General features: G+C 57.5%; 12 protein-coding genes. 7 read left to right on the top strand and 5 right to left on the bottom strand.

Translation table 11 applies throughout. The features are described from left to right. The first annotated feature begins 131 nt into the window (after positions 1-131). A complete protein-coding gene (gene nudK / locus CRO87_RS12130) occupies positions 132-707 on the top strand; it encodes a GDP-mannose pyrophosphatase NudK (RefSeq protein WP_097163202.1) in 576 nt (191 codons plus the stop codon). A gap of 74 nt (positions 708-781) precedes the next feature. Further along, on the top strand, positions 782-1,828 hold the full coding sequence (locus CRO87_RS12125; protein ID WP_097163201.1) for a DUF1176 domain-containing protein: 1,047 nt from the start codon (positions 782-784) through the stop codon (positions 1,826-1,828). A gap of 93 nt (positions 1,829-1,921) precedes the next feature. On the opposite strand, the gene tkt is transcribed toward CRO87_RS12125, so the two are convergent. Continuing rightward, on the bottom strand, positions 1,922-3,916 hold the full coding sequence (tkt, locus tag CRO87_RS12120; protein WP_097163200.1) for a transketolase: 1,995 nt from the start codon (positions 3,914-3,916) through the stop codon (positions 1,922-1,924). A 23-nt stretch (positions 3,917-3,939) separates the two neighbouring features. Then, the gene (gene tal / locus CRO87_RS12115) at positions 3,940-4,890 is read right to left on the bottom strand and encodes a transaldolase (protein WP_097163199.1); all 951 of its coding nucleotides are present in this window, start codon (positions 4,888-4,890) and stop codon (positions 3,940-3,942) included. A 280-nt stretch (positions 4,891-5,170) separates the two neighbouring features. On the opposite strand from tal, the gene maeB reads away from it, so the two are divergent. Then, complete coding sequence (gene maeB / locus CRO87_RS12110; RefSeq protein WP_097163198.1) at positions 5,171-7,450, top strand: NADP-dependent oxaloacetate-decarboxylating malate dehydrogenase; 2,280 nt, start codon at positions 5,171-5,173, stop codon at positions 7,448-7,450. Between the two features lie 569 nt (positions 7,451-8,019). On the opposite strand, the gene hemF is transcribed toward maeB, so the two are convergent. Continuing rightward, complete coding sequence (gene hemF / locus CRO87_RS12105; RefSeq protein ID WP_097163197.1) at positions 8,020-8,919, bottom strand: oxygen-dependent coproporphyrinogen oxidase; 900 nt, start codon at positions 8,917-8,919, stop codon at positions 8,020-8,022. Beyond that, complete coding sequence (amiA, locus tag CRO87_RS12100; protein ID WP_097163196.1) at positions 8,919-9,788, bottom strand: N-acetylmuramoyl-L-alanine amidase AmiA; 870 nt, start codon at positions 9,786-9,788, stop codon at positions 8,919-8,921. The genes hemF and amiA overlap by 1 nt, the downstream gene beginning before the upstream one ends. A 214-nt stretch (positions 9,789-10,002) precedes the next feature. On the opposite strand from amiA, the gene CRO87_RS12095 reads away from it, so the two are divergent. From CRO87_RS12095 to CRO87_RS12080, 4 genes are all read left to right on the top strand, one after another. After that, positions 10,003-10,428 (top strand): GNAT family acetyltransferase, encoded by a 426-nt coding sequence (locus CRO87_RS12095; protein WP_097163326.1) that lies wholly within the window; start codon positions 10,003-10,005, stop codon positions 10,426-10,428. Then, positions 10,415-10,864: a DUF2919 domain-containing protein gene (locus CRO87_RS12090; protein WP_097163195.1), complete on the top strand. Its 450-nt coding sequence runs from the start codon at positions 10,415-10,417 to the stop codon at positions 10,862-10,864. The genes CRO87_RS12095 and CRO87_RS12090 overlap by 14 nt, the downstream gene beginning before the upstream one ends. Positions 10,865-10,926: 62 nt before the next feature. After that, a complete protein-coding gene (locus CRO87_RS12085; RefSeq protein ID WP_097163194.1) occupies positions 10,927-11,514 on the top strand; it encodes an RpoE-regulated lipoprotein in 588 nt (195 codons plus the stop codon). Between the two features lie 107 nt (positions 11,515-11,621). Beyond that, complete coding sequence (locus CRO87_RS12080) at positions 11,622-12,521, top strand: Dyp-type peroxidase (protein ID WP_097163193.1); 900 nt, start codon at positions 11,622-11,624, stop codon at positions 12,519-12,521. 47 nt (positions 12,522-12,568) lie between these two features. Here CRO87_RS12080 and nudI read toward each other — a convergent pair whose 3' ends face one another. Further along, positions 12,569-12,994, bottom strand: a complete 426-nt coding sequence (nudI, locus tag CRO87_RS12075; RefSeq protein ID WP_097163192.1) for a nucleoside triphosphatase NudI — start codon at positions 12,992-12,994, stop codon at positions 12,569-12,571. Positions 12,995-13,122 lie beyond the last annotated feature (128 nt).

Below are 13,122 nucleotides of genomic sequence, written 5' to 3'. Positions count from 1 at the left end.
ATTAAGGAGATAGTGTAAATTATCATGCCGCTTTCGTGCATAAGCATACATAAATCAACGTAAACCTGCGTAAGGACAAAATATGACGCAGCGCGTAGACTGAGAGGCTTATTCGACGCTGAGGAGCCCGCATGGCGGTTAACATTACACTCATCAAAGACAAAATCCTGTCGGAAAACTACTTTGTCCTGCGCAACATCACCTACGACCTGACGCGAAAGGATGGCGAAGTCGTTCGCCACAAGCGTGAGGTCTACGATCGCGGCAACGGCGCGACCATTCTTCTCTACAACCCGGGCAAGAAAACTGTGGTGTTGGTCCGCCAGTTCCGCGTGGCGACCTGGGTCAACGGGAATGCCGACGGCAGGCTGATTGAAACCTGCGCCGGGCTGCTCGATGACGATGAACCGGAAGCCTGCATTCGTAAGGAAGCGGTGGAGGAAACCGGCTATCAGGTGAAGGACGTGCGTAAAGTCTTCGAACTTTACATGTCTCCCGGCGGCGTCACGGAGCTGGTGCATTTCTTTATCGCCGAATATGACGACGCGCTGCGCGCGAACGCAGGCGGTGGCGTTGAGGATGAAGACATCGACGTGCTGGAGATGCCGTTCGCTCAGGCGCTGGCGATGGTCAGAAGCGGTGAGATCCGCGATGGCAAGGCCGTCATCCTTCTGCAATACCTGCAAAACGCCGCTTTAATGGACTAATCCGATTGAGTAAAAGATGGCCGCCAGCGAGGATACGCGCCAGTAACGGGTGTTTTTTCTGCTGGGGTCATCGCGTGTCTTACCGTCTGTTTTTCCTTTTCTGGCTTCTCGGGTTGCCGTTGACGCAGGCCTGGAGTGCGCCTGTGCAGCAGGAATTCAGCGACTGGCAGGTCACCTGTAATAATCAGAATTTCTGTACGGCGAGAAATACCGGCCTGCATCATGGGCTGGTGATGACGCTGAGCCGCAGCGCCGGGGCGCACAATGACTCCACGCTGCGCATCGAACTGGGCGGCCCGGAAAATGTGCTGCCCAAAATCCCTCCCATCGCGCCCCGTTTGCTGCTGGATGCATCGCCGCTGAAGCTCACCGGCGAGCGCTGGCAGGTCACGCCCTGGCATCTCAGCACCAGCGATACGCCAGCCATCAACGCTTTCCTGCAACATATTCAGGACGGGCAGGCGCTGACGCTGGTGAAGGGCACGCAGCAGATTTCCTTACAGGGGCTGAAAGCGGCGCTGCTGTTTATCGACGACCGGCAAAAGCGCGTGGGGAGTGAAACCGCCTGGATTGGCAAGGGTGATGAGCCGCCGCTCAGCGTGCCGCCTGCGCCTGCGCTGAAATCCGTAGCGAAGGTTAACCCGACGCCCACACCCTTCAGCCGCGAAGAGTTTGATGCCCTGCTGGACTACGGCACGCAGCGCCTGAACAACAGCCAGTGCTCGCTCGATCCGCTGCGCCGCGAAGCCTGGGTGACGCCGCTCACCGACGATAAGGCGCTGCTGATGCTGAGCTGTGAATCAGGCGCCTACAACACCATTTATCGCGCGTGGCTGGTGTCGCGACAGAAGCCGTTTGTGGCGCAGGTCGTGCGCCTGCGGCTGCCGTTTCAGCCGCCGGACAGTGAGGAAAGGGAGATCGAACTGGTCAATCTGACCTTCAACGATAAAACCCGCGAACTGCAGACGCTGGAAAAAGGCCGTGGTCAGGGCGACTGTGGCGTGCAGACGCGCTGGCGTTACGACGGGCAGCGTTTCCGCCTGGTGCGCTACGCCGGGCAACCGACCTGCGATAACTGGCAGGGACCGGATGCCTGGCCGACGCTGTGGATCACTCGCTAAGTTTTGCCTGATGGCGCTTCGCTTATCAGGCCTGCAAACCCGTGGGCTCTGTGTGCAGACCCGGTGAGGCATCAGCCGTCACCGGGCGCTTCACTATTTCCCCAATACCTTCTCCGCCTTCGCGACAATGTTCTCCACCGTAAAACCGAAGAACGGGAACAGCTTATCGGCAGGTGCAGATTCGCCAAAGGTGGTCATGCCGACAATCGCACCTTTCAGACCGACGTATTTGTACCAGTAGTCGGCGATCCCCGCTTCAACAGCCACGCGGGCTGCAACGTCCGAAGGCAGCACGGATTCGCGATACGCTTCGTCCTGTGCATCGAACACATCGGTTGAAGGCAGCGACACCACCCGAACGTTATGCCCGGCGCCTGTCAGTTTCTCCGCCGCCAACACCGTAATTTCAATTTCAGAACCCGTGGCGATGAGGATCAGGTCCGGCTTGCCGCCTGAATCTTTCAGCACGTAGCCGCCGCGTGCAATGGCTTTCACCTGCTCGGGCGTGCGTTCCATCTGCGCCAGGTTTTGACGAGAAAGGATCAGCGCCGTTGGCCCGTTGTGTCGTTCGATAGCCGCTTTCCACGCTACCGCCGTTTCCACCTGATCGCACGGCCGCCAGGTGCTGAAGTTCGGCGTCAGGCGCAGGCTGGCTAACTGCTCCACCGCCTGGTGCGTCGGGCCGTCTTCACCCAGACCGATGGAGTCGTGGGTATAGACCATAATCTGCCGCGCCTTCATCAGCGCCGCCATGCGCGCGGCGTTACGGGCGTATTCGACGAACATCAGGAAGGTGGCGGTGTAAGGCACGAAGCCACCGTGATTGGCGATGCCGTTGGCGATGGCGGTCATGCCGAACTCACGCACGCCGTAGTGGATGTAGTTCCCGGCGTGATCTTCTTTTAGCGATACCGACTCTTTCCAGATGGTGAGATTGCTCGGCGCGAGGTCGGCAGAGCCACCAAGTAGCTCTGGCAGCATCGGGCCAAAGGCATTGAGGGCATTCTGTGAAGCTTTACGGCTGGCGATTTTTGCCGGTTCGGACTGCAATTTTTCAATATAGGCCTGGGCCTGGCTCTGCCAGTTTTCCGGCAGATTACCGCCTGTACGACGTAAAAATTCCGCAGCCAGTTCAGGGTGCGCTTTTTTGTAGGCCGAGAGTTTGTCATTCCAGCTCTGCTGGGCTTTCTCGCCTTTCTGATGGGCGTCCCAGGCCTGGTAAATCTCTTTCGGGATCTCAAACGCCGGGTACTTCCAGCCGAGCTGCTTACGCGCCAGCGCCACTTCTTCCTCACCGAGCGCTGAGCCGTGCGACTCCTCCTTCCCGGCCTTGTTCGGCGAACCGAAGCCAATCACCGTGCGGCAGAGGATCAGCGACGGTTTGTCCTTCACGCCCTGCGCTTCAATAATCGCTTTCTTCACCGCTTCCGGGTCGTGGCCGTCGATGTCATGGATCACGTGCCAGTGATAGGCTTCGAAGCGTTTGGCGGTGTCGTCGGTGAACCAGCCTTCCGTTTCGCCGTCGATCGAAATGCCGTTGTGATCGTAGAAGCCAATCAGCTTGCCGAGCCCCAGCGTGCCCGCCAGCGAACAGGCCTCGTGGGAGATGCCTTCCATCAGGCAGCCGTCACCCATAAAGACGTAGGTGTAGTGGTCGACAATCTCATGGTCCGGCTGGTTGAACTGCGCCGCCAGCGTGCGTTCGGAAATCGCCATCCCGACGGCGTTCGCCAGCCCCTGGCCGAGCGGCCCGGTGGTGGTTTCCACGCCCGGCGTGTAGCCCAATTCCGGGTGGCCCGGCGTTTTCGAGTGGAGCTGACGGAAGTTTTTGAGCTCTTCCATCGGCAGATCGTAGCCCGTCAGGTGCAGCAGGCTGTACAGCAGCATGGAGGCGTGACCGTTGGACAGAATAAAGCGGTCGCGGTCGAGCCAGTGCGGGTCGTTCGGGTTGTGCTTCAGGAAATCGTTCCACAGCACTTCAGCGATATCCGCCATCCCCATGGGCGCACCCGGATGGCCGGAATTGGCTTTCTGCACCGCGTCCATGCTCAGGGCGCGGATGGCGTTGGCAAGTTCTCTACGGGACATAAGCTATTCTCCGTGGCAAAAAATTACAGTTTGGCGGCAAGCAGATCTTCAAGTTTGCGCTGGTCGACGGCGAACAGGCGAATACCTTCCGCCAGTTTGTCCACCGCCATCGGGTCCTGATTGTGCTCCCAGCGGAACTGCGCTTCGGTCAGCGGGGCAGGACGGTTGAAGAACTGCGAGGCCGGGATCAGTTTGCGCTTCACTTCGGCCTCTTTCTCCTGCAACTCTTTCAACAACGCCGGGGCGATGGTCAGCCTGTCGCAGCCCGCCAGCGCCAGAATTTGCTCGGTGCGGCGGAAGCTCGCGCCCATCACCACGGTTTCATAGCGATGCTGCTTGAAGTAATCGTAGATATTACGCACCGATTTCACGCCCGGATCTTCTTCCACGACGTACGGATCCATTGGCTCGCGCTGCTGATACCAGTCGTAAATGCGCCCGACGAACGGGGAGATCAGGAACACGCCCGCTTCGGCGCAGGCGCGGGCCTGAGCAAAGGAGAACAGCAGCGTCAGGTTGCAGTGAATGCCTTCTTTCTCAAGGACTTCAGCGGCGCGGATGCCCTCCCAGGTTGAAGCGAGTTTTATCAGGATGCGGGACTTGTCGATGCCCTGATCGGCGTACAGCGCCACCAGATGGCGCGCTTTGGCGATGCTTTTGTCTTTATCAAACGACAGGCGGGCGTCCACTTCCGTCGACACGCGACCCGGCACGCTTTTCAGAATTTCTACCCCAAAATTGACCGCTAACTTATCGCTGGCGTCGATGACCTGCTGTTCGCGGCTTGACCCCTGTTTTTTGGCGAAAGCAACGGCGTCATCAAGCAGGTGCGCGTAGTGCTCAAGCCCGGCGGCCTTCAGCAGAAGTGACGGGTTGGTGGTGGCATCTTCAGGCTGATAGTGGCGGATGGATTCGATATCGCCGCTGTCGGCGACCACGGTGGTGAATTTTTTAATGCCGTCTAGCTGGTTCATGAAAGAAGACTCCTTAGAAAGCAAGGCGTTATGCGAATGTTTTCGCTTGCCGTTCCGGACGATGAATGAGGGTCTTAACTCAAAAGCATAGCAGACGACGATCGCCTTGCTTTGCGATGCTTGTTAACAGGAGTGTTAAAAATTACTAACAAAATGGCGTTTTGATGACGAGAGTATGGCAGCCTTCAAAGTTTACAAAACCGTAACGGAGGATACTCAGGGGTTAGCACCGGGAAGACATTTCTCCTGAAAATGACGTGATGTAAAAAAGGAACCCCAAATGGATGACCAGTTAAAACAAAGCGCCCTCGACTTCCACGAATTCCCGATCCCGGGGAAAATCCAGGTTTCACCCACCAAGCCCCTTGCCACGCAGCGCGATCTGGCGCTGGCTTATTCGCCGGGCGTTGCCGCGCCGTGCCTTGAAATCGAAAAAGATCCGCTGGCGGCCTACAAATATACCGCCCGTGGCAACCTGGTGGCGGTGGTGTCTAACGGCACTGCGGTGCTTGGGTTAGGCAATATCGGCGCGCTGGCCGGGAAACCGGTGATGGAAGGGAAGGGCGTGCTGTTCAAAAAATTTGCCGGTATTGACGTGTTCGATATCGAAGTGGATGAGCTCGATCCGGATAAATTTATTAACGTTGTCGCCGCGCTGGAGCCGACGTTCGGCGGCATCAACCTCGAAGACATCAAAGCGCCGGAGTGTTTCTACATCGAGCAAAAGCTGCGTGAGCGCATGAATATCCCTGTATTCCATGACGATCAGCACGGCACGGCGATTATCAGTACGGCGGCAATCATCAACGGCCTGCGCGTGGTGCAGAAAAACCTCTCAGACGTGCGCATGGTGGTGTCCGGCGCGGGCGCGGCGGCGATTGCCTGTATGAACCTGCTGGTGGCCCTCGGCATGCAGAAGCACAACATTGTGGTGTGCGACTCCAAGGGTGTGATTTACAAAGATCGCGAGCCGAACATGGCGGAAACCAAAGCCGCCTACGCCGTGGTCGATGACGGCAGACGCACCCTTGCCGACGTTATGAAAGATGCGGACATCTTCCTCGGCTGTTCAGGGCCTAAAGTGCTGACCCAGGAGATGGTCAAAGAGATGGCCCGCCAGCCGCTGATCCTGGCGCTTGCCAACCCGGAGCCAGAAATTCTGCCGCCGCTGGCGAAGGAAGTCCGTCCGGATGCCATCATCTGCACCGGGCGCTCCGATTACCCGAATCAGGTGAACAACGTGCTCTGCTTCCCGTTCATCTTCCGTGGTGCGCTGGACGTGGGCGCGACCGCCATTAACGAAGAGATGAAGCTTGCGGCGGTGCACGCCATTGCTGAACTGGCGCACGCAGAGCAGAGTGAAGTGGTTGCTTCGGCCTATGGCGATCAGGATCTGAGCTTTGGCGCCGAGTACATCATTCCGAAGCCATTCGACCCGCGCCTGATTGTAAAAATCGCCCCGGCCGTGGCGAAAGCCGCGATGGATTCCGGCGTGGCAACGCGTCCGATTGCCGATTTCTCCGCCTATGAAGAGAAGCTGAGCGAGTTCGTCTACAAAACCAATCTGTTCATGAAGCCGATTTTCTCCCAGGCGCGCAAAGAGCCGAAGCGTGTGGTGCTGGCGGAAGGCGAAGATACGCGCGTGCTGCACGCCACCCAGGAGCTGATTACCCTTGGCCTGGCGAAGCCGATCCTGATTGGTCGTCCGAACGTGATTGAAATGCGCCTGCAAAAACTTGGCCTGCAAATGAAGCCAGGTGTGGACTTTGAAATCGTCAACAACGAGTCGGACCCGCGCTTTAAAGAGTACTGGATGGAGTATTACGCCATCATGAAGCGCAAGGGAATCACCCAGGAGCAGGCGCAGCGCCACGTGATCAGCAACACCACGGTGATCGGCGCGATAATGGTCCAGCGCGGTGAAGCGGATGCGCTGATTTGCGGCACCATCGGCGACTATCACGAGCACTTCACCGTTATCCAGCAGCTGTTTGGCTACCGCGACGGCGTGCATACCGCAGGCGCAATGAATGCGCTGCTGCTGCCAAGCGGCAACACCTTTATTGCTGATACCTATGTGAACGACGATCCGACGCCGGAACAGCTGGCGGAGATCACCCTGATGGCGGCGGAAACCGTGCGTCGTTTCGGGATCGAACCGCGCGTGGCGCTGCTGTCGCATTCGAACTTTGGTTCATCGAACTGCCCGGCGGCGACAAAAATGCGCAACACGCTCGATTTGGTTCGCGCGAGCGACCCGGAGCTGATGATTGACGGGGAGATGCACGGCGACGCCGCGCTGGTGGAAAGTATCCGTCACGAACGGATGCCGGACAGCCCGCTGAAAGGGGCCGCCAACATCCTGGTGATGCCCAATATGGAAGCGGCGCGTATCAGCTATAACCTGCTGCGTGTATCGAGTTCAGAAGGGGTGACGGTGGGGCCAGTGCTGATGGGCGTGGCGAAACCAGTGCATATTCTGACGCCAATCGCCTCGGTTCGCCGTATCGTTAATATGGTGGCGCTGGCGGTGGTTGAGGCGCAGACTCAGCCGCTGTAATCGCTGTTCCCCCTCCCCCTAACCCTCTCCCTCAAGGGAGAGGGGACTGATTGTGCTCGCTTGTGGCTTCGACTTTCTGGGTCGATTGCGCAAGAGTTGAGTGCGGCGCAAGGTGTCTCCCTCAAGGGAGAGGGGACTGATTGTGCTTGCTTGTGGCTTCGACTTTCTGGGTTGATTGCGCAAGAGTTGAGTGCGACGCAAAGAGTCTCCCTCAAGGGAGAGGGGACTGATTGTGCCCGCTTGTGGCTCCGACTTTCTGGGTCGATTGCGCAGGAGTTGAGTGCGGCGCTAAACGTCACCCTCAAGGGAGAGGGGACCGGTTGTGCTCGCTTGTGGCTTCGACTTTCTGGGCCGATTGCGCAGCAGTTGAGTGCGACGCAAGGCGTCTCCCTCTCCCTTTGGGAGAGGGTCGGGGAGAGGGGAACAGGAGTGTTCACTCAAATGCTGTCCGGACTTTCTCCCTCTCCCTTTGGGAGAGGGTTGGGGAGAGGGGATTCAGAGTGTTCAACTCAGATGCTGTCCGGGTTTTCTCCCTCGCCCCTTTGGGGAGAGGGGCGGGGTGAGCGGCGTTACACCCAGTCTCTCACCTGAATAAACTCACTTAAGGCAGCCTCCGGGCTGCCTTCTTCCGCCTGCCAGTTGTACTCCCAGCGCACCAGCGGCGGCATCGACATCAAAATCGACTCCGTGCGGCCTCCGGTTTGCAGGCCGAACAGCGTGCCGCGATCCCACACCAGGTTAAATTCCACATAGCGCCCGCGGCGGTAAAGCTGGAAATCTCTCTCTCGCTCGCCGTACGGCGTGGCTTTCCGGCGTTCCACAATGGCCAGATACGCTTCGGTGAAACCGTCGCCGACTGCGCGCATAAAGGCGAAGCAGGTGTCGAAATCTGGCGTGTTCAGGTCGTCAAAGAACAGGCCGCCGATGCCGCGTTGTTCGTTGCGATGCTTGAGGAAGAAGTAGTCGTCGCACCATTTTTTGTAGCGTGGATAGACGTCTTCGCCAAACGGCAAACACAGGTCACGGGCGACGGTATGCCAGTGAATGGCGTCTTCTTCCACGCCGTAGTAGGGCGTTAAATCGAAACCGCCGCCGAACCACCACACGGGATCGGCACCGGGTTTTTCGGCGATAAAGAAGCGCACGTTGGCGTGGCTGGTGGGCACATGCGGATTGCGGGGATGGATAACAAGCGACACGCCCATGGCCTCAAAGCTGCGGCCCGCCAGCTCCGGGCGATGCGCCGTAGCGGAGGCTGGCATGGCATCGCCGTGGACGTGGCTGAAGTTCACGCCCGCCTGTTCGAATACGCCGCCGTCGCGCAGCACCCGGCTGCGACCACCGCCGCCAGCCTCACGCTGCCAGCTGTCTTCAATAAACTCACTGCCGTCGATTTCAGCCAGCTGCTGAGAGATACGGTCCTGAAGATTCAGTAAAAAGGCTTTGACCTGGGCGACATCGGGTTTCATTAACGTCTCTTCACGTGGGCTTTCTGGTTATCGAACCAGCTGAAATAGCTGACGATGCCGGAGGCAATGGCATTGGCAATCTTCTGGCGAAACGCGGTGGTGCCGAGCAGCTTCTCTTCACCCGGGTTGGTGATAAACGAAGTTTCGACCAGCACTGAAGGAATCGACGGTGATTTGAGCACCACAAACGCCGCCTGTTCAGTGCTGCGGCTGTGCAGCTTATGCACCGGTTTGATCTGCTTAAGAATATGCGAGCCCAGCGTCAGACTGTTCTTGATAGTGTCAGTTTGCACCAGATCGAACAGCACCTGCTGGAGCAGATGATCTTTGTCGAGCGCCTTCTTGCCCGCCAGTTCATCGGCGGCGTTCTCTTTATCAGAGAGGTATTTCGCCATGGCGCTACTTGCCCCACGGTTAGAGAGGGCGAAGACGGAGGCACCGGCGGCGCTCGGGTTGGTAAAGCCGTCGGCGTGGATCGACATAAACAGATCCGCGCCGTGCTTGTGGGCGATTTCAACGCGATCGTAGAGCGGAATAAAGGTGTCGCCGGTACGCGTCAGGCGGGCATCAATGCCGTGGCCGCGCAGAATGGCGCGAACGTTTTTGGCAATCGCCAGCACCACATGCTTCTCTTTCGAACCGCCGTGGCCGATGGCGCCGGTATCAATGCCACCGTGGCCTGGATCGAGCATGACGATGCGCCGGGCTCCGGCTTTTTTTGCCGCTGGTTTGCTGTGACCGTTGCTGGTTTTCAGCGTTTCTTCTTTCGCGATGGCTTTGGACATCCCGGACAGCGTCAGCGCAGCCAGCCCGGCTTTCAGCACCTGGCGGCGCGAGGCGAGTGTTTTTAAAGGTTTAAACGTGCTCATACGGCCCGATGTGTAAAAATAAAATTTCCATGTGTTATATCGTATCGTGTTTTCCGTTACGACTTATCCTGGATGAGAATTGTTTTACTTTTCATTTCAATACGTGACAATGCAACATTATGCCATTTTTTTGCTCTCTCTTCGCGAGTTATTGGCTAATCAGGGCGTTCGCGCCATAATCACTGTTTTTAAACCTGAAAAGATGGGTAATACCATGGAGATACGCGTTTTTCGCCAGTCCGATTTCGAAGAGGTTGTGACGCTCTGGGAGCGTTGTGACCTGTTACGTCCATGGAACGACCCGGAAATGGACATTGAACGTAAGCTCAATCATGACGTCAGCCTGTTTCTGGTAGCGGAAGTGAATGGTGAAGTGGTGGGGACCGTTATGGGTGGCTACGACGGTCATCGCGGATCGGCTTATTACCTTGGCGTTCATCCGGATTACCGCGGCAGGGGCATTGCCAATGCATTGCTGAACCGTCTTGAGAAAAAACTGATCGCCCGCGGCTGCCCGAAACTGCAAATCATGGTGCGCGAAGATAACGAAATGGTTCAGGGCATGTATGAACGCCTGGGCTACGAGCATAGCGACGTGCTGGTACTCGGTAAGCGTCTGATTGAAGATGAAGAATATTGATTTTTCACCGTCGGCATACGATGGTCATGGGCGGCTTCGGCTGCCCTTTCTGTTCTGGTGCGTACTGCTTTTGCAGGCGCGTACCTGGGTGCTGTTCGTGATGGCAGGTGCGTCGCGCCAGCAGGGCGACACACTGCTGAATCTGTTTTATCCCGATCATGATAATTTCTGGCTTGGCCTGCTGCCTGGGGTGCCTGCGGTCATTGCTTTTTTGGTCAGCGGGCGGCGGCATCAGAACCCGCGCCTCTGGGCCGCAATGCGCTGGGCGCTGATAGCGGCACAGCTGGTGCTGATGGTCTGGCAGCCGCTGCTGTGGTGGCAGGGCGAGCCGCTTTCCGGCATTGGTTTCACGCTGGTGATACTGGATATTTTTGCCCTCTGGTGGCTGCTCAGCAACCGCCGTTTACGCGCCTGTTTCTTACCGGTTGAGGATTAATGGCACTTTTCTGCCGTTCCGGACTCCAACTGGCGTTGTGTTGACATAGAAAGGACCCTGAAATGAAATCAATGCGTTTATTACTCTGCGCTCTGCCTCTGGCGTTAACGGGCTGCGCAACCGTCAGCTCTGGCTTCAGTTCGGTACACTGGTCATCTGCGCTGCCGTGGAACTGGTTTGGTTCCTCAACGGAAGTCACCGAGCAGGGCGTGGGTGACCTGACCGCTTCCACGCCGATGGACGAAAAAGCCATCAGCGTTGCGCTCGACGGCGATTACCGTCTGCGGACTGGCATGAAGACGGACAAGGGCAATATCGTCAAATATTTCGAAGCCCTGAAAGATGACAAGGTCGCGCTGTTGGTGAACGGCGAGGCGGGAAGCGTTAGCCGAATCGACGTCATGGACAGCGATATTGCCGTGGCGGACGGCGGCAAAATCGGCACGCGCTTTAGCGAACTGTACAGCAAAGCGTACGGCAACTGCGTAAAAGCCACCGGCGATGACAGCGCAGGCGTGGAGTGTAAAGCCAAAGAGAGCCAGCATATCAGCTACTTGTTCAGCGGCGAATGGGCCGGGCCGCAGGAGCTGATGCCGCCGGACGACTCCCTGAAAAACTGGAAAGTCAGCAAAATTATCTGGCGCCGCTAATTTGCGCCCGGACAAGCTGCCCTGATTAAAAAACGGGTATAATACGAGCCATCAGTCAATGCCACGGAGTCGTGGCATCTTTTATTTGTTTTTCAGGAGAAGCAGCGATGTCTCAGGTTCAGAGCGGCATTTTGCCGGAACATTGCCGTGCGGCGATTTGGATTGAAGCCAATGTGAAAGGGGACGTCGACGCCCTGCGTGAGTGCAGCAAAGCGTTTGCCGATAAGCTGGCCACCTTTGAGGCCAAATTCCCTGACGCGCACCTCGGCGCGGTGGTGGCATTTGGGCACGATACCTGGCGCAGCCTCAGCGGCGGCGTGGGTGCCGAAGAGCTGAAAGATTTCACCCCTTACGGCAAAGGCCTTGCGCCTGCCACGCAGTACGATGTGCTGATCCACATTCTCTCCCTGCGTCATGACGTGAACTTCTCCGTTGCTCAGGCGGCCATGGAAGCCTTCGGCGGCGCTATCGAAGTGAAAGAAGAGATCCACGGCTTCCGTTGGGTGGAAGAGCGCGACCTCAGCGGTTTCGTGGACGGCACCGAAAACCCGGCTGGCGAAGAGACGCGTCGTGATGTGGCGGTGATTGCTGACGGCGTGGATGCGGGCGGCAGCTACGTGTTCGTTCAGCGTTGGGAGCACAACCTCAAGCAGCTGAACCGCATGAGCATTCCCGATCAGGAAATGATGATTGGCCGCACCAAGGAAGCCAACGAAGAGATCGACGGCGACGATCGTCCGGAGACTTCACACCTGTCGCGCGTCGACCTGAAAGAGAACGGCAAAGGGCTGAAGATTGTGCGTCAGAGCCTGCCGTATGGCACCGCCAGCGGCACGCACGGCCTGTACTTCTGTGCCTACTGCGCGCGCCTGTACAACATTGAGCAGCAGCTGCTCAGCATGTTTGGCGATACCGACGGCAAGCGCGATGCGATGCTCCGTTTCACCAAACCGGTGACCGGCGGTTACTACTTCGCGCCTTCTCTCGATAAGCTGCTGGCGCTGTAAGTGACGAAGTGCCCGGTGGCGATAATGCTTGCCGGGCCTGTGTTTCGCTACAATAAGCCTTTATCAATGAACGTCTGGCGCGTGGCCACGTTCAAATCGTATTCCCCAAGCTTCTCCGGGCGGACCCACGCAATCTCCTGAAACTCTTCGTTAAAGGTCACTTCACGGTTGGCGCTGATGCAGTCAAACATCAGGTAAATCATGTAAATCTCTTCCTTGGTGCCGTCGGCGTAGGTTTTGATACGCGTGTCGTCACGGAAGTGCCACGGAGTGATTTGGCTGATTTCCAGTTTATCCCCCAGCTCCTCGCCAATCTCGCGCAGCAGTGCCTGCTCCATGGTTTCACCGGGCTCCATTCCGCCGCCGGAGATAGCCCACTGGCCGGGGAAAACACCTCTGTCGTCGGCCATTTTGCACAGCAGATACTCACCGTTGTTCTGAATAATCGGGCAGACAATCGTCCTCTGACGCATCGTTTCATCCTCATTGTATTTTTGTCGAGTGTACCAAATCGGCGCCGGATCACCCCTTATTCTGTTTTCAACTTGCAAATCACCAAACGGTATATAAAACCGTTACTGGTTTCATCCTTGTTATAAAT

It is taken from the genome of Enterobacter sp. CC120223-11, from assembly GCF_900215375.1.
Lineage (GTDB): Bacteria > Pseudomonadota > Gammaproteobacteria > Enterobacterales > Enterobacteriaceae > Scandinavium.
Note: the sequence above shows the minus strand (reverse complement) of the source record. Positions and strands in the feature narration are given on the sequence as shown.